General features: G+C 32.9%; 15 protein-coding genes and 3 pseudogenes. 7 read left to right on the top strand and 11 right to left on the bottom strand.

Going from position 1 to position 21,081, the window contains the following annotated elements; translation table 11 throughout:
- Positions 1-466 precede the first annotated feature (466 nt).
- Both NSS74_RS26590 and NSS74_RS26585 read left to right on the top strand, forming a co-directional pair.
- Positions 467-832 carry a hypothetical protein gene (locus NSS74_RS26590; protein WP_159146549.1) on the top strand — a complete coding sequence of 122 codons (366 nt, stop codon included), beginning with the start codon at positions 467-469 and terminating at the stop codon, positions 830-832.
- A gap of 133 nt (positions 833-965) precedes the next feature.
- Entirely contained in the window at positions 966-1,238 is a 273-nt protein-coding gene (locus NSS74_RS26585; RefSeq protein WP_340814649.1) for an HU family DNA-binding protein, read from the top strand.
- Positions 1,239-1,535: 297 nt separating this feature from the next.
- On the opposite strand, the gene NSS74_RS26580 is transcribed toward NSS74_RS26585, so the two are convergent.
- Both NSS74_RS26580 and NSS74_RS26575 read right to left on the bottom strand, forming a co-directional pair.
- A complete protein-coding gene (locus NSS74_RS26580) occupies positions 1,536-3,062 on the bottom strand; it encodes an FAD-dependent oxidoreductase (protein ID WP_016093830.1) in 1,527 nt (508 codons plus the stop codon).
- Positions 3,063-4,200: 1,138 nt separating this feature from the next.
- Positions 4,201-4,335 carry a hypothetical protein gene (locus NSS74_RS26575; protein WP_265184995.1) on the bottom strand — a complete coding sequence of 45 codons (135 nt, stop codon included), beginning with the start codon at positions 4,333-4,335 and terminating at the stop codon, positions 4,201-4,203.
- 250 nt (positions 4,336-4,585) lie between these two features.
- Here NSS74_RS26575 and NSS74_RS26570 point away from each other — a divergent pair, with 250 nt between their 5' ends.
- Positions 4,586-4,696 carry a YjcZ family sporulation protein gene (locus NSS74_RS26570; protein ID WP_000540371.1) on the top strand — a complete coding sequence of 37 codons (111 nt, stop codon included), beginning with the start codon at positions 4,586-4,588 and terminating at the stop codon, positions 4,694-4,696.
- A gap of 89 nt (positions 4,697-4,785) precedes the next feature.
- Here NSS74_RS26570 and NSS74_RS26565 read toward each other — a convergent pair whose 3' ends face one another.
- The 3 genes and pseudogenes from NSS74_RS26565 to NSS74_RS26555 form a co-directional block, all read right to left on the bottom strand.
- Positions 4,786-5,100 (bottom strand): hypothetical protein, encoded by a 315-nt coding sequence (locus NSS74_RS26565; RefSeq protein WP_002016778.1) that lies wholly within the window; start codon positions 5,098-5,100, stop codon positions 4,786-4,788.
- Positions 5,101-5,327: 227 nt separating this feature from the next.
- On the bottom strand, positions 5,328-6,062 hold the full coding sequence (locus NSS74_RS26560) for a DUF874 family protein (protein ID WP_340814646.1): 735 nt from the start codon (positions 6,060-6,062) through the stop codon (positions 5,328-5,330).
- Between the two features lie 292 nt (positions 6,063-6,354).
- Positions 6,355-6,612, bottom strand: a pseudogene (locus tag NSS74_RS26555) (DUF6773 family protein); the annotation flags it as partial.
- 8 nt (positions 6,613-6,620) lie between these two features.
- Between NSS74_RS26555 and NSS74_RS28035 the strand changes: the two are divergent.
- A pseudogene (locus tag NSS74_RS28035) lies at positions 6,621-6,728 on the top strand (contact-dependent growth inhibition system immunity protein); the annotation flags it as partial.
- 1,167 nt (positions 6,729-7,895) lie between these two features.
- Here NSS74_RS28035 and satA read toward each other — a convergent pair.
- Positions 7,896-8,450: a streptothricin N-acetyltransferase SatA gene (satA, locus tag NSS74_RS26550; protein WP_340814645.1), complete on the bottom strand. Its 555-nt coding sequence runs from the start codon at positions 8,448-8,450 to the stop codon at positions 7,896-7,898.
- A 215-nt stretch (positions 8,451-8,665) separates the two neighbouring features.
- Complete coding sequence (gene asnB / locus NSS74_RS26545; RefSeq protein ID WP_159146547.1) at positions 8,666-10,492, bottom strand: asparagine synthase (glutamine-hydrolyzing); 1,827 nt, start codon at positions 10,490-10,492, stop codon at positions 8,666-8,668.
- A 401-nt stretch (positions 10,493-10,893) separates the two neighbouring features.
- On the opposite strand from asnB, the gene NSS74_RS26540 reads away from it, so the two are divergent.
- Both NSS74_RS26540 and NSS74_RS26535 read left to right on the top strand, forming a co-directional pair.
- Positions 10,894-11,463: a TetR/AcrR family transcriptional regulator gene (locus NSS74_RS26540; RefSeq protein ID WP_215559743.1), complete on the top strand. Its 570-nt coding sequence runs from the start codon at positions 10,894-10,896 to the stop codon at positions 11,461-11,463.
- 56 nt (positions 11,464-11,519) lie between these two features.
- Positions 11,520-11,747, top strand: a pseudogene (locus tag NSS74_RS26535) (IS4 family transposase); the annotation flags it as partial.
- A gap of 368 nt (positions 11,748-12,115) precedes the next feature.
- Here NSS74_RS26535 and NSS74_RS26530 read toward each other — a convergent pair.
- Positions 12,116-13,297, bottom strand: coding sequence for an MFS transporter (locus NSS74_RS26530; RefSeq protein ID WP_340814644.1), 1,182 nt, complete (start codon positions 13,295-13,297; stop codon positions 12,116-12,118).
- Positions 13,298-13,397: 100 nt separating this feature from the next.
- Between NSS74_RS26530 and NSS74_RS26525 the strand changes: the two genes are divergently transcribed.
- Entirely contained in the window at positions 13,398-14,273 is an 876-nt protein-coding gene (locus NSS74_RS26525) for a LysR family transcriptional regulator (protein ID WP_085313080.1), read from the top strand.
- Between the two features lie 469 nt (positions 14,274-14,742).
- Here the strand turns inward: NSS74_RS26525 and NSS74_RS26520 are convergent, their stop codons facing one another.
- From NSS74_RS26520 to NSS74_RS26510, 3 genes are all read right to left on the bottom strand, one after another.
- Complete coding sequence (locus NSS74_RS26520) at positions 14,743-17,118, bottom strand: putative mucin/carbohydrate-binding domain-containing protein (protein ID WP_340814642.1); 2,376 nt, start codon at positions 17,116-17,118, stop codon at positions 14,743-14,745.
- Between the two features lie 1,624 nt (positions 17,119-18,742).
- A complete protein-coding gene (locus tag NSS74_RS26515; protein ID WP_340814640.1) occupies positions 18,743-19,354 on the bottom strand; it encodes a GTP pyrophosphokinase in 612 nt (203 codons plus the stop codon).
- Between the two features lie 126 nt (positions 19,355-19,480).
- Positions 19,481-20,980 (bottom strand): DHA2 family efflux MFS transporter permease subunit, encoded by a 1,500-nt coding sequence (locus NSS74_RS26510; RefSeq protein WP_340814638.1) that lies wholly within the window; start codon positions 20,978-20,980, stop codon positions 19,481-19,483.
- Positions 20,981-21,081: the final 101 nt, after the last annotated feature.

Raw genomic sequence — 21,081 nt, 5'->3', positions numbered from 1 at the left:
TCCAGATGCCACCTTTAATTTATAATTCTCAATATAATAATAACATACGTTTCGACTTTTAACTTTTTTGGTTCTGGTGCAACAAATACTGTTATTGTGTGCACCCGGGTAGCAAGATAGCAATAACCCCTGAAATTAAAATTAAATCTGAACAGGTTGAAGAATCCACTACAAAAAAGCTACCGAAGCAAAAGTAAACAACATATAGATTTGAATTATATTTCTCAACAACCAAAATTACTTAATGTGACAAAATAATACTCGGGTTGGCACCCAATACCATATTACGATGGTTCCAGTCCCAGTAAGGCACCTTTGGGTGTCTTTTCTTTTGTTTGAAACACATTCTGGCAAAATACCTTTATCTTTGTTGATTTACGCCTCACATAAACCAACAAACTTCGTATATATAATTTGTTACCCTAAATGGGTTGACAATACGAACAGTTATAGGAGGGTTTTGTGAATGGTAAAAACAGCATGTGTAAGTATGATTACTGGCATTCTTTTAATATGTTCAACAGGATGTGCCACTCAAACTGATTCTATTACAACTAAAACTCAATCAGTAGATGATGGCACATATACAACAAAAGAGCTCACAGACACATTTCCTGTAGGAACACCCATAACTACTTACATTCGAAAAGAAGAAAAACTGAACGTAAAACATCTCACCAGTATTACACTTACAGATGGTGGCGTCGGTAGAGTTTTGGAAGCAACAGATGGTTTTGTTGTCGTATGTGGGAATGAAAAAGGAATTTTTGATGTGTTAATATTTAAAACCATGGAAGATGTAAAGAAATATGAACAGAGTTTAGTACGATAATTCATATCCTTCTTATGCCTTTTACACAGAAATTTTCTTCTATCTCTTGCTATGGCTTTTCCTATGTATAATTGCATCATGAGTAATCACACGTTATAATAGTCACCTAATTACATATGAAGAGGTGCAGAAAATGAATAAAACAGAATTAACAAAAGTAGTAGCAGAAAAAGCTGAACTTACACAAAAAGATGCTGCTGCAGCAACACAAGCGTTATTAGATACAATAACAAATGCGTTAGCAAATGGAGATAAAGTACAGATTCTTGGTTTTGGTACATTTGAAGTACGTGAAAGATCTGCACGTACAGGACGTAACCCACAAACAGGTCAAGAAATGCAAATCGCGGCTTCAAAAGCACCTGCTTTTAAAGCTGGAAAAGAATTAAAAGAGGCAGTGAAATAATTATACATATTGAAAAGGGTTTGATATTCATATCAGGACCCTTTCAATATCCTTTTTGTTCACAAAACAAAAAAGTATCATCCAATATATATTAGATGATTCCTCCTTTCCCACCTACTCACTGGGCTGTGACCCTTCACGCTCCTTGAGGAAGGAGTCTTCTTGGCTAAAATGATAAAAAGAAACATATACCTGCAGAAAATAAGAGGTTATGTTTCTTCTTTGATATAGTGTGTAAGATATAAAAAATTAGAGTATATCTAATACAAATATTCATTGATTTGTACTACCTTTTCCTCATTTGGCATTAGAAATTGAAATGGAAGAGAATAGATTTGGAATGCTATTCTCAAAAGCTAATGTAAAGGAAGGGATTAGTTCATGTATTCTTTCTTGCAGTGATCTCTTATCTACTTCTCCAAGTTCGTTCAAAAGTTCATTCCCTTCCAAAGTCTCATCATCAGTGATTAACATGCTTAACATATCTGAGTTAATGATTTCATGAGGCGAATAAACTAGCCCATTCATCATTATATATTTTTGGAGCATGGTAGAATTACCATCCCTTGCTTGCTTTAAAGCTTGTTTAAGATATAAATCAAAATATTTCTGTGTAAATTTCACACCTTTTAGTGGAACTGCTCCTACATGTTCAACACCTTCCCAACGTAAATCCGCAATTGAACTCAGCCACCATGCCGGCTCAATAGCCTGTTGCATACGTTGCAGCACTTTGCGTTCGAATCCGGATTTATGAGTAGAATGTTCTTTTAAACAAGTATCTAACATTTCAGCTTCAATGGCGGCTACGGTCATCCCTTGTCCATAAATGGGATCAAAGTTACAAAAAGCATCACCTAACACTAATAATCCAGATGGCCAATTTTCCATTTGTTCAAAATGTTGACGAGTTGATTCATGCGCTCTAAATCCTCTTGGGACACTAATTGGATCTAACTCTTTGATTAACTCCCTCATCATAGGGGTAACTAATGAATCCAGTTCTTTTTCATATTCTTTTGAATTGGTTGGCGGATAGTGCGTACCTCCAGCAACAAATAGTAGCGCTTGAGCTATGTTATCTTCAATATATAATAGCCCTACAGCTCCAACGTTTTTAGCAGGATCTCCTTCAGAAATTGCACTCAATTTCTCTTTGATATGTGGAGGTACTTTATAATATCTCGTGCTATATCCAAAATTCACCTTTAAACGTTCTGGTTCTGGAACATCATATCCCATAGATGTAAGCCATTTATTGAGTTTAGATTGACGACCACATGTGTCAATTACCAAATCAGTTAACACAGTTCGCTTTGTTTTTAATTCATCTCGTTCTTGAATATTGATCCCAATAACGCGCTTGTGATCAGACGAAGTTAGAAGACCTGTCACCGCTTGCTTTGAATGAAAATGTACATTAGGAATTTCTTGTACACGTTGGCGGATTGTCCATTCTAACAACGCTCGACTGCTCGCTGCACCTTTTCGTTCTATAACTAGTTCAAGTGCCCCATAAGGAGAAAATCGAATCATTTTATCATTCTTGACATTATGGGCCCCTAGATTTAATAAATCATCAACATATCCAGGAAAGAAACGGTTCATAATTATTTCTCCGCGTGGTAATACACGATGAGGATGAAAGTCTTGGGGTGTACCTGGACGTTCAGATGGTTTTTGAGGTAACTCATCTTTTTCAACAACTATCACTGTCTCAAAATAACTGGAAAGCACGCGTGCAGTAAGCAAACCTGCAATACCAGCTCCAATCACGAGTGCCTTTTCTCTTTTTTGCTGTTGATATAGTAATTGATTATCCATCAATAATCTCTCCTCTTCCTAAAAAGTATATTTGTTCAGCATGAATCTATTAAAACTTTTCCAGAAATCAGAATAAACAAATGATGATTCTTCATTATTTCAGTAAGGAGCCCGATGATACAATAGTTCATATAAGGAAACAAAAACAGATACATTTCAAAACACTACATTCCCCCCTATTACAAGTGAGAAATAATTAACGTGATCAGTAGAATTGTAGTATCTGATAGCACCGGTCTTAAATATTTTGTTTTTCCGGTTATAAATGTATCAGTAAATCCAGCACATTTATCGTTATACTTTCAAGCTCAGTTCTCTTAAAATATATATGTTTATATTTTTTAGATATACGATTTTAAATCCTTCTGAAAACCCAATAGACAAATGCCCCGGTATCATTACATTACAGAGTTCACCCTAAAATAGTAATCTGTTGAAAAACTCACTTTAACCAACAGGTGCTTTAATTAAATACCTTTATTATCTCTGCAAAGGTATTACAATTTTAAATACGTTTTTCAATCCTTTGAATCCAGTAAAACAATTAATTTAAATAATAAGATTTTACTGCATGATAGGATACCTAAAGCGCTATTGGTATTTCGTTTCATTATGCCCCTATTGGGATCTGCCTCCAACATTCATATTATTAAAATTACGTTAGTCTAAGTCAGAAAAATTACACTTAAATGAGTATCTTTTTAACAAAATTCAGGTTCATATAACCTGTATAAATGCCCACCGCTTATAAAAGTTTTTTTAATACTTCTTTATCCCCCTTTAATATTTTTTATAATTTGCACCTTAAATGTATCACTTTTATTACCCTTATAAATATTTAGGGTTTTTAGAAATATTTATTTGATTTTTAGTAAAATTAGGATTCTATTTTATCAAATAAAAACTAGAAGGTTTGAGAGAAATATGTAATAATGCATAATAAATCAACTGGATATTATGATATATTTTCAAAGAACTGATACAAAATTTCTTTAGATTGGAAAACTAAAGTCTTATCTACCTAATTGTGGGGACGCCTTATGGCGTCTTTTCTTTTTTTATTATAAAAAAACCCTCAAGCATTTATATACTTAAGGGTTTATCGATTGAAAGATAGAGCTGTTTGGAATTCCTTAAATTAAGAACAAAGCGGGATTACTCCTAAACCAATTAATAAAGCTGCAGCAAACGCTGGAATTGGCGCAGGAATCTCGATACCTTCTACAACTAAAGAGTATTGTCCATTTACTACTTTAAAACAAACTAATTGCATGGCTAATCCTCCCTTCTGTTAGGATTAATACATTATATTAATTAATCATATTATTAATATAATTAAATAGTTTGTTTTTAGAAAATGTGTAATTTATCAACGTTTAAGGGAAACACATTAATTTATCTTTCCCTTATTTTCAAAAGGACCTGCTCAATTCATACGTAAAAACATAAGGTAAAGTAAACCCATTAACATCCTTAGAATGAACCCTAGTTTTATTCTCTTATCTAAAGTAGGAACTATTATTATGGGATATGGTGGTAGTTGCGGCGAAGGCTGCGGTTTTGCTGGAGGCTTTGCCTTACTTGTTGTACTCTTTATACTATTAATCATTATCGGATGCAGTTGCTTCTGCTAAAAAACTATTAGAAAAGGCACCTTAGAGTGTCTTTTCTTTATGCGTAAGAACCTCGCCATCTTATGGAAATGGCGAGGTTCTTATCTATATTATTTAATATCTTGTTCCAGGCTTTTATCAAGATTAGAATTACTATCATTATGGTACCGTTGGTAGTTCTCTTCATGTTGCCTTTGTTGTTCTTGTTCAACTTTATTATCATGATCAATCACCTTAATAACAAAAAATAATATTACGATTACAAACACCACAAATGGGATGAGAGCAGTTTTAGAAAGTTCCTTTAGCTCCTCTTTTGCTTGTTGCTTTTCTTCTCCTGTTGAAAAGAGATAAGCAAATAAAGCTATTATAAATGCAAAAAAACCGAAGAGTATTTCTACAACTGCAAAAATAGCATCTAACATTACTTATGTATCCCCCCTAATATAACATATATGCCTTACTAATTAGCCAATAATTACCTTACACATTATATCAGCTAGAGTACACGGAATTATAATAAATTATTTGTATAGTTAATTTTAATGATTAATATGCATTACTACACAATAATTCGAGTCGTCCGAATACCCCTTAAGGTTTTTTTCTTTATGGAAAAATCCACACACATTGTGTAGGGACCTTGTTTTTCTTACCATTTAATTTTTGTTGGATTTAACTTGGAAATAGATCCACGTACTAATTGTTTTTCATTACTGTCATAGATACCGATATCACCAGAGAAATTTCCCCAATATTCCCCTAAATAGTCTTTTGATGGTGCTTTCAAATCTACATTTAATCCCATAGCCCCAAAACTTGCCACTTGGCGCGCTGCTATATCGCCTACTTGTTGTGCTCTTTCTTTCGTTGTTCCAGCTGGAACGATAACAACAATTCGAGTTAGACTGTCTTTTGCTTCAATATGGACGTTTTGCGCCTGTGCAGCCACCTTTATTCCATCCTTTGCTGTTTGGATGCCTAATTGGCTTAATTTCACATCTTTATTACGCGCTCCCTGGCCTTGTGCTGTCATCGATTGTTCCACTTTTTCTTGTGCTTGTGCCTCATTTAACCCGCTGACTTTCGGTTGTTCAACAGGCGTTGACTCCGCTTTTTGTTCTTCTTTAACTGTTTCTTTTGCTACATTTTCATGCTGTTTTGACTTATCCGTCGATTGTTGCACAGTTACTTTCCTATCTTCTTGCTGCTTTTCTGCCTGAAATGCTTTAACTTTTTCTTTTTGTTCCTCTTTCTTCACATCTTGCTCTATTTTCGCTTCTTCAGTACTACACGCTGCCAATAATAAACCTGCTGCAATTGTTAAACCTGCTAATTTAATTGCTTTCATAATAAATACCGCCTTTTCATAATTTAATTCTTTCATCTGTATAAACGACCTCAGCTACAAATATTAACTTTGTACCACATATCTGAATCATCTAAATGATAACATAGTAATATTCAAATTATTTATATTTAAATATTAATTTTTTAATCTATTTTCAATCAAAATAAATTAATCTCTGTATAAAAAGTGGACGTCATTCTTTTAAATCAATAGTGATGGGATGCCGCCACATCGTTATCAACCTAGGAGAAGCAAGTACCACAAAAACAAAAAATAATAAAAAAGCTTATCATTAAGTGCTAAAGGATAAGCTTTTTGTCTATATTTATTAAATTTTATTGGATCTCTTCCATGCAAATACTGTAATAAGATATTGAATACCAAATAGGAAAACGAAAAGTATAATGAATTTTGCTATTACTGCTAACCATCCAACCAAATCTTCAGGGAAGTAATATTTGTATGTAGTAGCACCTATTGCGACAAAACAAAAAATAAAGGTATTACTCATTTTTTCGTTTAATTGTTCTTTATTATTACTACCTGTTTCATAAATACCAGTCAAAATAGATTTAATAAAATAGTAGTTTTATTATTACAGCTATCCTACAAAGTGGTTTATCTGTTCATGAAAAAGAAGAATTCATTACATATAATACCGAAATTTATTTTCCTGCTTTAAACCTCACTCCTATAGAATAGCTAGTACAAATAGTTGAACTCTTAAAAAGAGCTTTAAAAAATAAATAGTAACACCAATTTTCAACCGCCCTTTACAGGTGATCTTTTACTTTTTCTACTTCACATATACAAAGGCTTCATTTGTCGTAATATAGTATATTCCCCCCTTTTCATTCATGATTCTTTACTTCTTTTCTCTCTCTTGCTAATGAATATTGTATATAATTGAGCACCTTCCAAAACTGTTTTTCTTCCACATTAAGATAAAAATTCACTATCAACTAAAGATTCTATTTCTTCACCGTTTCCCCAATACATAACTGGATTAGGTCTTCTGGAGGCTAAAGAGGCCAGGAAAGCAGCAAAGCTAGCGTAAGGTGCTAAATTCCCTCAAGGCATCTCAAAAGCTGAACAATTATTTAATATTCCTATACTCTCCAACATACAACAAAATACATCGTAAAATATATTTTACGATGTATTTTAAAAGGGAAATCGTCATCAGTTTTCTCACCCATATATTTATGAAGAGCTTTACCATTCACGATAAACTCCTCAAATTTTAAAAAGTTCTTTTAATTGTATACTATACGTTTTAAACATAGATTTACACGTATAACAAAGGGATAATACGGATAAGTTTAAATTAAATGAACGTGGTTCAAGTCGGAAGAAGGCCCCTTAGGGTGTCTTTTTTTTGTACATAATAAAAGCCTCACCATCCTATGGAAACGGTAAGTCCTTTAAAACAAATAATAATTGCAACTATATTAATTTTACATTACATTAAAAGTTAGAAAAAACTCTTATACTAATACAGTGCTAAATAGTAGGTGAAAAAATGGAATTTAACGATTTGGGTATTACCATTAAAGAACTTAGAATAAATTATATAATTCTCGTTAATTTGTAATTTCAACAGCACCCCCACACAATATACTTTGTATCTAATTTGATTTATTTTCTCTACCTTATTTATTAAATACTTTGCATTATACAGGAAGTTGAATTAAATAACTAAAACAAATTGTATACTACATACATGTTCGGTTAACATAACGTCTCATTCTCTATAGCAAGAGCAAAGAAACTCCCTACTCTCAGAAAGGAACCTCCTTTTTCTTTTAGTTATTTGCATGTCCCGAATGTAACAGCAAGGGATTTATGTATCCGAGTTTTGGTGTACTTTCATTTGAAATGCAAATACCAATACATTGCAACTTCATCGCTTTCTTCATGTATCCCTTTATATACTAAAAAATCCAACCCACCTATTACAAACCCACATTTTTCATAGAACCTACATGCTGCTACATTATTATTTTCTGTTTCAAGCATTATACCTGGCATATTGCTTTCTTTTGCCCACTGCTTTGCTTGCTCAATTAACCTCCTACCTACTCCAAGTGAACGATATTTTTTATCCACCTTTATATCTTCTATGTAAGCATAGTGATTCCAATTCTTTTTCAATACCATTACTCCTATAATTTGGTCATGTAAAATTGCTATGTAAATTACTTGATCAGGCTTATTTATATATTCAGTGTATGCTAGTTCATCATCATATTGATCTTGTAAATAACTTTTCTCATAACTTGGAACGTCTTCTACTGTATATTCTATTTGCTTATTTACTTTTGAAAGAGAAAGAATTAACCGAGAGTTTACTATAAAACTATCATCAATCTCCGGTAAGTCGTCTAAATCATTTACTTCTAACTCTCTAATTAAAAGGTTCATCGTATTCTCCTTTACGGGGTATCTCCAATTCATACTATTCCCCTACTTCTTTCTATGTTTTTTATTTGATTCTAATTTACTAACTGATTAACGTTATGGCAAATCAAGATAATAAAACCGCATCTCCAATTATTAGATAACTATCTAATCCATTGGAAATGCGGTTCACTTAGGTCATTGATGTTTCAGCTATTCTCTTGATTTGAAAATTACATCTACCATACTAATTTAATATTATATTCCTGAAGCCAACTATTAACTTGAAGTAAATAATCTATTATACCTCGTGCATCATTACCTGAAATTACTTCGTCTTTTCCTTCTGCTATCGCACGAACTCTTTCTACATTAATTAATGGCAAAATAGGTGATTCAGGATTGTTCAACACATGTAACATCCAATCACTAATACCTTGTAGATAAGAGGCATCCTTTGTGCTTGGATATGCACTTTTTTTGCGATAAAGTACATCCTCTGGAAGTACATTTTCAAAAGCTCGACGTAAAATACCTTTTTCAATATTGTCTATGCTTTTCATTTCGAATGGAACATTCCATAAGTATTCTACAAGCCGGTAATCGCAAAATGGAACTCGTACTTCAAAGCCATTCATCATACTTGTACGATCTTTTCGTTCTAGCATAAATGGCAAGAAACGTGTAATAAACATGTAAGACATTTGACGTTGCTTCATTTGCAGATCACTTTCACCTTCTAAAAAAGGAACCTCAGCAATCGCATCTTCAAATTTTTGTTTTTGATATTTTTCAGGGCTAATCTTTTCTTTAAAATCCTCTGATAAAATTTCTGTACTATACCATAAATTAACACTCCAAGGGAATATCTCAGCATCTAAAAACTTCTCTTGATGGAACCATGGATATCCTGAGAACACTTCATCTGCGGATTCGCCTGAAAGTGCAACTGTTGCGTCTTTTTTCATTTCCTTAAATAGCAAATAAAGTGATGTTTCTAGTTCTCCAACTCCAGGTAGATCACGCGCTCGCATCGGAATTAATAAATGCTCTATTAAACTATCTGATCCCAACTCTATAGAGTGATGCTTTGTTCCTACATATTCAGCCACACGTTTCACCCAAGGTTCATCACGATCAAAACGAAGGAAGTCTTGCTCAAAGTCTTTTTCATCATTGATGAAATTCAGGGAATATGTATGAAGGTGTTCCCCTTTATTCCCAAATTCGTTTCCTGCTAAACCTGTTAGACCACTTGAATCTAAACCTCCGGAAAGCATAGATACCACTGGTCTATCAGCAATTAACTGACGTTTAACCGTATCTTGTAAAATGGAGCGGATTGTCTCCACTGTCATATCAATATCATCTATATGTTTTTTACTTTCAAGTTTCCAATACTGTGTCGTATTTGAACCATTAGAGGTAAACGTCATATAATGACCCGCACGTACTTCATGTATATCCTTAAAAATCGCATGACCAGGAGTACGTGTTGGTCCAAGACAAAATACCTCAGAAAGTCCTTCTTTATCTACTTCTGCATTTACAAGCGGATGCGAAAGCAAAACTTTTAACTCTGAACCAAAGAGAATTGCGCTTCCTCTTTGAGCGAAAAATAAAGGCTTCACACCTAGATGATCACGACCAAGCATCAATTTCCCAAATCTTTCATCCCAAATACCAAAAGCAAAAATCCCATTTAAGTGTTGAACACAATCTTCTTGCCATTCTAAATAAGCATGTAGTAATACCTCTGTATCAGACTTTGTCTGAAATTCATGACCTTTCACCTCAAGTTCTTTACGTAGTTCTTGATAGTTATAAATTTCTCCATTGAACGTAAGGCCAATCGTATCATTTCCATCTTTATACAGCATAGGTTGAAGGCCACCTTCAGGATCAATGACGATGAGACGTCGATGACCTAATGCTGCTCGTTTTGAAAGCCAATGCCCCTCTGCATCAGGCCCTCGGTGAGTGATAGCATCTGTCATTTTTTTTAACGTTTCTTGTTCATGAGACAGGTCTTTAGACCAGTCTATCCACCCTGCAATTCCACACATAGTGTCTACCTTCTCTCAAATAGTATAGAAACCGACTAAAATTAAATATCAGTCGGTTTTCCGTAAAAAAATCCGACTAAAAACATCTTTTAGTCATGTTTATATAATAAAACGAATTGAATAAAAAATCAAATAATTCAATCAAGAAAGAAATCACTGTCCCCTTTCACTTGAATTCTCATCGTCCGATTAAAAAGTTATTACCTTAAACTTTCATTTTTATCCTAAGTTATAAAGTTGCATTCTATTATAGTTATATACTAGAAATGAGAATGGTGTATGTTATTCTATAAGAAGCAAATAGAGGACTTTCTATTAGGAGTTAAAAAATTACAAATGGACTGATACAGAATGTAATGAAAGAAAACTTCGCTAAATATTTCAAGGATAGGGTGTAGACAATGATCAAATTAGAAAAAGAAAATAAAAAAATGAAAATCATTCAATCTGCCACAATACTGTTCTCTACGGGTGGTGTCCGTAACACAACGGTCGATGAAATTGCAAAGAAAGCTAAAGTTGGTAAAGGTACTATTTATTATTACTATACAGATAAAACTGAAATATTATGTGACTGCTATATGCGTCATATTCAGCTTATACGTTCACAATTATTTGATTTATATAAAGAGGAAAAAGATGTTTTACTTCGAATACAAAAAATCCTTCATTATATCAGCCTAGAATATCATCAAGATCCGTTTGTTTCTACACTCTTTCAAGAATATAAAGAGTACCATTCACCTGAAATTACAGCTTGTTTTAAAAAGTCTGAAGAAGAAGCAATTAAAATGATAAGTAATTTGCTCGAAAAAGGTTATCAGCAAGGAGCTTTGCATAAGGTACCATTACCACTTACAGCTTTTATGTTAGTACGAATGATTTTTAACTACGAACAGGATTACATAAAAGATGATAAAAGTGATAAAGAATTTCTGCAGTTGCTAAAACATATGCTTCTTAAAAACTAGTTTTAACCACATACAAAAAAAATTGCGGTACAAATATATGAAGAAGAACGTGAATAATGGATGGTTTAATAAGCTCTTTTCAGTCTGGACAAACCTGCAAAATATCCAACGCTTATGTAGGAATGACTGATAAAAGAACAACAGCGATTACAAGATCAAACTGTAAGGGAAAAAAGAATGAAATAAAGTATTCTGCTCGTAGTTCAGTTTTAGCAATACTAATGAGAAATACCAATCATTTACTTGTGCTGATAGGAGAAGTAAATGATTGGTATTCTTTACGTTAGCCAATATGATTTTAATTTAACTAATTCCCCGAAAGAATTCTCCTTCCTCAAGCGTGTGAAGGGCGTAGCCCAACGGTAGGTGGGAGATGAATTTCGGTTTGGCATAGCCAAAAAATTTTGATAAACTAGCTATATGAAGTTCTTTGATAACTTGATATATGAGGTTGCAGGAAGAAAATAGAGTGCGAAAACCAAGCCATTCGGTTCCTGCGTAAAATATCAACCGTACCAAAAGAGCGTCCAAGCGTTGGACATCTAGGGGTGGAACACCCCGAAGTAACGCTCAGGGAGACGAAAGGGTACTTTCGTCGTGGAACTGAGAAGCTCCCACTTCAAGCTTTGCTAAGTGGCGAGTAGTTCACAAGTCAACTATTGATACAAATTTGTTCTTTCTCTTTATGATGTTTTTTATCTATTGCAAACGAATAATAAGATAATGCCAATGCTATTATAACCATCACTCCACCAATCCAGCTTAGATTTAAAGTTGATGTGTATTTAATTACCATTCCTCCTATACCAGCTGCTATGGACATACCAATATTCATCACCGTTATATTGAAGCTCAACAAAATTTCTGAGGTCTGTGGTTTCAATGAAATCATATAAACATGCATTGCAGGTGTTGTTGTCCAAGTAGCTAACGCCCAAATTATAATGATAAGCAAAATAGCAATTGTTGAGTTTAAAAATGGCCTCATTAAAAATAAAGATATGGCATTAACGATTAAACTACAGGTAATGACTTTAACCGATCCCCAATTGTCTGCCATTACTCCACCAACTTGAGTACCTATAAAAGCAAAAATACCCAATGAAAATAATGATATACTAATCAACTCAATTGTAAAATTTGCCCCCTGACTCAAGATTGGCGAAATATATGCAAAGACCAAGGTATATCCCAATATCCAAAATACAGTTGTTAAAAGTCCTGCTATAACCTTCTTGTCTTTTATTACCAATAATTGTTTTTTCAGTGGAATTGAGTTTTCTGCTTCTAATTTGGGAACTAATCTGTTTAACAAGAGCAAATTTATAAGCGTTAATCCTCCAATAATGAGATAAATACAATGCCAGTCTATATACGCAGCAGTTAGAGTCCCAATAGGTACCCCAAATGCTAGTGATATAGTAAAACCTGTAGTAACTGTGGCCATCGCTTTACCTTTTTTGTCAGGAGATGCTAGGTGAGCAGCATAGTTTGTTGCGACAACTGTGAACAATCCGCCACTCATCGCCAATATAATCCGTGATAGCATCGCCAGAATAAAGTTGGAACTTAAAAATGCAATTAGATTTCCAATGAAAAAGATGAACAAAGAAATTGAAAGGACCTTTTTTCTATCCCATTTAGCTGTTAATAACACTAAAAAGAACGCTCCTAATGCATAGAAAATGGAATATATTGAAATTAATTGTCCTGCCGCTGATATTGAAACATCTAAATCTTTAGCAATAATTTCTAGAATACCAGAAACAACAAATTCTGCGGTTCCAGTTAAGAATGCCCCTAACGCTAAAAGATATATCATTAATTTATTCATAAATTCATCTCCCACTAATTTCTTTTTCTTTCCCTAGTTTAAAACACATGTTATCATGAGTAAAATTGATATTTTTAATATAGGAGATGAGTAAAAACTCATGACAATTGCGCGTTTCGAAGTTTTTTCTAAAGTTGTCGAGCTTAGCAGTTTTACGAAAGCAGCCAAAGCCCTGCACATAACACAGTCGGCTGTCAGCCATGCCATCGCTAGTCTTGAAAGTGAATGGGCAGTTAATCTTTTAATCAGAGAAAAAGGAAAAGATTTAGCTCTTACTGAAATTGGAACTAAAATTTTAATTCAGGTCCGTGAAATTTTAAACAGAATGGAACATATTAATCAGGAAATAGCCTTACAAGCGAATTTAGAAATAGGAACGATTCGCATTGGAAGTTTTACAAGTGCATCAGCATGTCTTTTACCGAAAATTATTTCAAAGTTTCATAGGAAATATCCCAAAATTGAATTGAAATTATTTGAAGGATCCTATGAAGAAATTATTGAATGGCTTAAAACGGGGGTAATTGATGTCGGATTTATAATTGAACAAGATTTAGATTGTGAATTTGATACCGTTCCACTTATTGAAGATACAATAGCTGTAGCATTCCCGGATAACGGAAGATTCTTAGGGAAAGACTTTATTCAAATTGAGGATTTGAATAACGAACCGTTGATTATGCCAAAAGGAATGTATCAATTATATATAGAGGCAATTTTTAAGAAAGCGAAGGTACAGCCTAATGTACGCTTTGAAGTGCAGGATTGTAATACGATTGCAAACATGGTTAATGAAGGTCTTGGGGTTACAGTTGGTTCAGAGCTATTTCTTAAAACTCAGCCAAATATTTACACAAAAAGGTTACAATTAGCAAGTTTAAGGAAAATAGCATTAGCTTGTATGTCAAAACAGGACACACCCCCGGCAGTTCAATCCTTTTTAAAAGTAGCAACCGAAGTTTATAGTCTTTCATAATTTTGCTCTAATTTATTATTGGAGATTCAAATTACTATAAGTGTTTTAATAGGAATCCATTTTGAATGATGACTTGGTTTGATCGAAATTTACGTCTTCCTTTCAAACCAAAATAAGTCCATTTCTAAAAAAGTATTTTAAAAAGTTCTCCAATTTTATATTTTAAAAAAGACATTTAATTTCTGCTATCTTACCTAATCTTATTATAAATTCAGCCCATTTATTTCTGGTTGATCATTCTGCTTATTCCATATAATGACCCGTTTATTGAACAAGAAAAATCCTGCATTTCAAGCAGGATTTTTGATCAAACTTTTTTACAAACGGTACGACTTTATTTCAAATCAACAATATCTGCAATGATATAAAATTTTCGTTATGGAGGTGTAATGTAGCTCATAAAAATTATTTAACTAGTTATGAAGTGACTATTCTCTCAAATAGACTATATTTACATCAGGCGATATCATCAACTTATTGAAATTGTTTTCCATAAGGATAACGAGAATATCCAATTCGAATCTCCATTTCCTTGATAACTTTGAACAGCTTCATAGATTTTCCCTTGATACTCTACTCTATCCCCTTTTGTATATGCTTTCCTTGGATTCCATTTTTCATAAGTGGTATTTTGCTCTTTTGTTTTTATACTAAGAACACTACTTTGAATAGACTGATTTCCAGCCGCATCTATAGCCTTCACAGTATATTTGTATTCTATGTTAGCAGTCAGTTTACCATCAGTAAATGTGGTTCCTTGTACCGTTTGAATGAATTTCCCGTCACGTAGTACTTGATATTCTTTCACACCTACATTGTCTGTTGATGGATTCCATTTTAACTCCACGCTATCTGCAGTGATGTTGGTTGCTTGTAACCCTTGAGGCTGTGTAGGAGCTTCTATGTCTGGAATAGGATTAGGAATAGTAATTTGATCCACTTTCTTGAGACCATTTACTGTAACTTGATACGCTATCTTCTTACCAAAAATCTCCTGTATATTTTTATCCACATTTATAAGAGTCGCACGGTTTCCACCCTCTAAATGTGTAAATTCTATATAGTCTCCGACTTTCACCGAAACTTTTTGTGTTTCCGCATTCTGTTGCCTGTTTCCATAAATGTCTTTATTATATATCACTTTTCCAGATAGGTTTTGGACTTTTATACTCGCATATGTACTATCAAAGTAATGATGTGGCACACCTGCTTTTAATTGAATTTGCATTTCTTCTTTTGTCTTATTGAAATCTAATTTAGCAAACTCAAAATCTCCTATTCCTTTCATTGACCATACAAATTGATTTCCCTCTAAAACATTAACATCGTTCGATATATCTGGGCTATATCCCAAATTTGATAAGATTGACTTTAAATCTGGCAAAACACCAATTTTATCTGTTAACGGATTTTGAGATTTGGTACCTGTATTTGGATTACTTAGTATATTTCTTAATTCAGCTGGTTTATATGGACGTCCTAAATGTTCTTTAGCAACACCTTGTATTGAAGTCGCTGCTCCAGCAATAATTGGAGAAGCACTAGATGTACCACTAAAGCCAGTTGTATAGAGATTTTTAGTGATTCTATTAGGTTCAGCATGAGTTGTATCTACATTTTCTCCCCAACCATAAACATCAATTCTACTACCATAATTTGAAAACCATAAACGTTTATGAGGAACAGTTGACGATGCGGCTCCAATCATTATAGCTCCTGAATCTTTAAAATCTGGACTATTGCGATTTAATACCTGTTTTCCATTACGATCTCTAAATTGATCAAGGTCATTAGAACCATTTGCCCCGGCTTCTATCACAATAATTCCTTTATCCGTTCCAGCTCGTATTGCATCAAAGATAGCTGGCTGTACTTCAACAGGTAAATATTTATCTCCATATCCATCATAAGAAGCTTGTGCCTCTAATAATAAAATATCCCCAGCTTGTAAATTATGTACAGCATTTATTATAGCATCCGCCGTATTATAAGACCCATCATCTCTTATTTGGGATACTACTTTTACCTTAGCCTTTGGTGCAATCCCTATGTTACCAACCTTATTATCTTCAGCAGAAACAATCCCAAGAACAGAGGTTCCATGGCCAACGTGTTGATCTATATTTCTACCAGATATTAGCTCAACTTTTTGATTTACTAAATCTTCATGGTCTAATAACCATCCATACTCCATATCTACAAAAGTAGTTCCTTTTCCATCTCCACCTTTAATGCTCCATGCATAAGATGAATTAATCCCATATGGTGCTTCCTTAATATATCCCTGGTTTGAAAATCTTGGATCGTCGTAAGGATTAAGCGATACAGTAGGTAATTGTATTTCTGGTAAAAGAGCTGGCTTTTCTTGCATATATACTTCTTCAACAAGATAAGATTTCTTAAACTTGTCCATCAACGCTTCAGCTGTTACTTTATTAGGCACTTCGACAATATAATAATCTAGTAATTTAGAAGGTGCATTATTTTCAGTTTCCCTCGTATGTTTATCAATGTTTTCAATTTCTTTCGGATTTACAGATGTAAATAAACGCTTTAATGTTAGCTGCGGAAATTCAGAGAAGATTTTTACTAATTCCGGATCGCTACCCTCATCTTTTATTTGTATTTCGAGTCCATCCTTATACGGGAAATTCACTTCACTTTTAAACTTTAAAATAATTTTACCTCCTTCTTTAATATCCCCCTGGAATTGACTTGTATTTTTTGAAGAATCTTTCGAATCTGCATACACTACATTGGGATTTTCATTAAATTTAATTAACTCTAATCCTGTAAAGGCTGTAAGTGCAATCGTAGAAACGAATATTCCTTTTATGAATTTCATAATGAATACCTCTATTCTTATTTCTTTATATAACAATTTATAGATTATTAAAGGTTCTACTTTGAATAAATAACTCAACATCACTTGTGTGTATTCATAAATTATTTTAAAAAATCTTTTATTATACACTCAACAGGTTGTTTATTTTTTATATACAAATGAACTGTTAACACCTATACCCTTCCCTTCAAACAACACAACAATTGTCCTCATGATATGAAATATAAGTGAAAGCCCTTTGAAAAACGCCAAAAATATTAAAAATTCACTTATAAACAACCGGATAATTTTATTTCTATATTACTTTATAAATAATTCTTCCTAATTGCTAATATTTTCATAGTAGATGGCGGCACGTTTTTCTAACCATATTAATCTTATTGGACAAAAAAATGATGAATGTGATGTTAAAACTAAGACAAGTTACCTATAATGGTAGTTGTGCAGTTTGTAAGATAGAAGAATGTAATTTGTATGCTACGATCTGACATAATTCTAATGGTATGGAATGTATATTTCTCCGTAAAAGTAACTTGCTTTTATCTTTTTTAAACAATTTATTAAATTATTTTCATCTAATTAGGCACAGAAACAATTTAAAAATTCTTACTACTTTTTAGGAAAAACGTTTTTAGGGTACATTTTAAAATAGCTCTTTTTCTTTAAAATGTTTCTGTGCTTAATATTTAAAATATCTTATGTCAAAATTTCCCGCAACTAATATGTTAAATGATTTATAATTATATATAATATGGAATATTATAGTTATATATTCCATATTATACTCTATTAAATATAGCGTATTTAACTTATTATGAATTGATTTGTTAGTCTAAGTATGAATTATTAAGTATGTTTTGTTTATAATTGTCACAATATAATTTTATCTTCGACGTTTTAATTACTTATAGAACATTTACATATGTTATAACTGTTATTTATGAGATAAAGAATCTCTCTACATATAAGATTTACTTAATTTAGATTTTTTCTCTCTCAATCATTTTGTCGAAAAAAGTCGAATTTTCATATTTTTTCTTTATCTTTTTGTTGTAAACGTTTTATTTTCGTGTTACCATCTTAATCAAACAATAGATGGTAACACGAAAATATTTCTTTCCATTTGACACATATAAACGTTCGGTAACAACATGAAATTATGGTCAAAGAAATATGAACTACCTGATAAAATATTCAACGGGATTTTTACCACCTGAATTTTCTGTTAATTCAGAATGTAGAACTTTAACATTTTGTCCCTAAGCAAAATTTACATTTTAGCGTGGTAAACCCAAAAAGCTAAATCACCCACCCAAATCAATACATGATATATCCTATTATATCTAGCGATCAGTCATGAGAAAAAGATTTCTTCCTAAGAAAACTTAGCCAATTAATAAAAAATGTCTAAATTACTATCTTTATTACCATCTATTGTTGATAACATATTTACCAACTATAAAAAAGAACCTATTGAAGGTTCTTTTTTATTATAATCATTAGCATTTCAATTATTGATAATCATTGGTGTTGAATCTTTATCTCTTCAGCTTCAATCAAGTATTTTCGTCCTTTTTTATAAAAAATTGTTTCATGCGATCCTATTTATTCTCAACATGCCTCTTTAACCTTTCAAACCTTCCACTCTTACATGAATGTCCCTCATCTTTTCATCCAAAGATTTTGCAGTTTTGGCCGCTTCAATAAGTTCTTGCTCAAGATGGAAAGGGATTTTTTTGTCATACTTATAATAAATTTTATGCTCTAAGCTAGCCCAAAAATCCATAGCTAAGGTTCGAAGCTGTATTTCGACATAAACATTCTCTACTTTTTGGGATAGTGTTACAGGGATTTGTACTATTACATGTAAACTCTGATATCCATTTGATTTTGGATTTTCAATATAGTCTTTCACCTGTATAATTTTAATATCATTTCGCTTGGATAGCTGTGAATAGATATCATAAATGTCATTTACAAAAGAACAAATGATTCTCATACCTGCAATATCATACAACTGTTCTCTTGAATTTGACAATGTAGGAGAAATTCCTTTTCTATCAAGTTTTAGTTGAATACTTTCGAATGATTTAAGTCTCGTCTTAATATGCTCAATTTGATTATGGTTTTTTAAATACTTTGCTTCTTCAGCTATAATATTAATTTTGGTTGTCATTTCATCTAAAGCAAACTTATATGGTAGTAAAAATTGACCCCATTTTCTTACATCTTCCATGTTAATCCCCCTCTTATTTCAACTTTTCACATGTATTGTTCAATTGAATCAATCACATTAAAAACGTTCATCAGATAGACAGAAAGAAGATGCCTTAACTCTAGAAATTCTTCATTTTCTAAACAACTAATTTATGTTCTCAAGTCGATCATCTACTTGATTTGAAATTGGAACTGTTGTTCTTTTAAGAAAGAACGATAGAATAAATGCTACACCAGCAATAACAGCTGATACTAAAAATGCATCATTGATTCCTGAAATAGTTGCTTCCATGGAGATATGCTGCTGTATTTTTGCTAAGGCTTCACCAGTAGGTGCATTTGCTAGCTTATTTATAGCATTAGACATCATTTCTTCTACATGTATTGCTGTTCGATTAGACATAATTGTAACGAGTAGGCTACCACCGATTGCTCCTGAAACCTGTTGAATCGTACTATTCATTGCTGTTCCGTGTGGTGTGAATTCTGGTGGTAATTGATTTAAACCATTCGTCATAATCGGCATCATAACCATTGAGATACCAAGCATACGAGTTGCATATAACACAACTAAATGTGTATACTCAGTGGATCCCGTTAGTTGACTAAATAAAAATGTTGTAACGATTACAATAGCTAAGCCAATAAACGCCAACAATTTCGGACCATATTTATCGAATAATTTTCCTGTAATAGGCATCATAATCCCCATGATTAATGCGCCAGGTAACATTAGTAAACCAGAATCCATTGCGGAAATACCACGGATATTTTGTAAATAAATCGGTAATAACAGCATGGCAGAGAACATCGCCATGTTTAAAGCCACTGAAATAATTGACGATAAAGCAAACATTGGGTATTTATATACTCTAAAGTCGAGCATAGGCTCATCAAGATTAAATTGACGAACAATTAACCCTACCAACGATGCTAGTCCAATAATAATGGTTAAATAAACATTAGGTGCACTCCATCCACTGTTACCAGCAGAGCTGAATCCATATAAAATACCACCAAAAGCCAAGGCTGATAAGACAACAGATAATCCATCAATATTGTCATTGCTTTTTTCTTTGTGATCATGTAATTTAAAGTATCCCAAAATCCAGACTAAAGCCATTATAGGAGCCATCATTAAGAAAAGTACCGGCCAATCATAATGTTGGATAACCCACCCCGATAATGTTGGTCCAATAGCAGGTGCAAAAATCATTACTAAACCAAAAATCCCCATTGCTGAGCCACGTTTTTCAGGTGGAAATGTTGTATATAAAACATTCATTAGTAGTGGCATAATTAAAGCCGCTCCTGAAGCTTGAATCATACGAGCCGAAAGTAAGACTGAAAAACTTGGTGCAAATCCACCTATTAATGTACCAATTGTAAACAACCCCATAGAGGTTAAAAATAATCGTCTAGCCGTATATTTTTTTATTAAAAATGCAGTAGTGGGAATTAAAATTCCATTTACTAGCATATATCCTGTCGATAACCATTGTACGGTTGAAGCACTCACATCAAAATCCTTCATGATAGATGGTAAAGCTATATTAAGCAATGTATTACTTAATAACGCTACAAATGCTCCTATCATTAAAATCGCTAATAAGCTAAAAGAAGCTTTTGTTTGTTTTTCTTTCATGTATATGCCCCCTTCTGTACTATCGGTTTATTTTTATACCTCAAGTCCAACAAGGTTAATGATATCTCATTAGCAATTAATTATCAACAAAAATGTACCGA

Source organism: Bacillus sp. FSL E2-8868 (assembly GCF_038005505.1).
Lineage (GTDB): Bacteria > Bacillota > Bacilli > Bacillales > Bacillaceae_G > Bacillus_A > Bacillus_A mycoides.
Note: the sequence above shows the minus strand (reverse complement) of the source record. Positions and strands in the feature narration are given on the sequence as shown.

Coding starts and splice junctions, on each gene's coding strand:
- NSS74_RS26510 (WP_340814638.1), bottom strand. CDS start 20,980: ATGAAAGAAAAACAAACAAAAGCTTCTTTTAGCTTATTAGCGATTTTA.
- NSS74_RS26575 (WP_265184995.1), bottom strand. CDS start 4,335: ATGCAATTAGTTTGTTTTAAAGTAGTAAATGGACAATACTCTTTAGTT.
- NSS74_RS26580 (WP_016093830.1), bottom strand. CDS start 3,062: ATGGATAATCAATTACTATATCAACAGCAAAAAAGAGAAAAGGCACTC.
- NSS74_RS26590 (WP_159146549.1), top strand. CDS start 467: ATGGTAAAAACAGCATGTGTAAGTATGATTACTGGCATTCTTTTAATA.
- NSS74_RS26570 (WP_000540371.1), top strand. CDS start 4,586: ATGGGATATGGTGGTAGTTGCGGCGAAGGCTGCGGTTTTGCTGGAGGC.
- satA (WP_340814645.1), bottom strand. CDS start 8,450: ATGAACCTTTTAATTAGAGAGTTAGAAGTAAATGATTTAGACGACTTA.
- NSS74_RS26540 (WP_215559743.1), top strand. CDS start 10,894: ATGATCAAATTAGAAAAAGAAAATAAAAAAATGAAAATCATTCAATCT.
- NSS74_RS26585 (WP_340814649.1), top strand. CDS start 966: ATGAATAAAACAGAATTAACAAAAGTAGTAGCAGAAAAAGCTGAACTT.
- asnB (WP_159146547.1), bottom strand. CDS start 10,492: ATGTGTGGAATTGCAGGGTGGATAGACTGGTCTAAAGACCTGTCTCAT.
- NSS74_RS26520 (WP_340814642.1), bottom strand. CDS start 17,118: ATGAAATTCATAAAAGGAATATTCGTTTCTACGATTGCACTTACAGCC.
- NSS74_RS26515 (WP_340814640.1), bottom strand. CDS start 19,354: ATGGAAGATGTAAGAAAATGGGGTCAATTTTTACTACCATATAAGTTT.
- NSS74_RS26565 (WP_002016778.1), bottom strand. CDS start 5,100: ATGTTAGATGCTATTTTTGCAGTTGTAGAAATACTCTTCGGTTTTTTT.
- NSS74_RS26530 (WP_340814644.1), bottom strand. CDS start 13,297: ATGAATAAATTAATGATATATCTTTTAGCGTTAGGGGCATTCTTAACT.
- NSS74_RS26525 (WP_085313080.1), top strand. CDS start 13,398: ATGACAATTGCGCGTTTCGAAGTTTTTTCTAAAGTTGTCGAGCTTAGC.
- NSS74_RS26560 (WP_340814646.1), bottom strand. CDS start 6,062: ATGAAAGAATTAAATTATGAAAAGGCGGTATTTATTATGAAAGCAATT.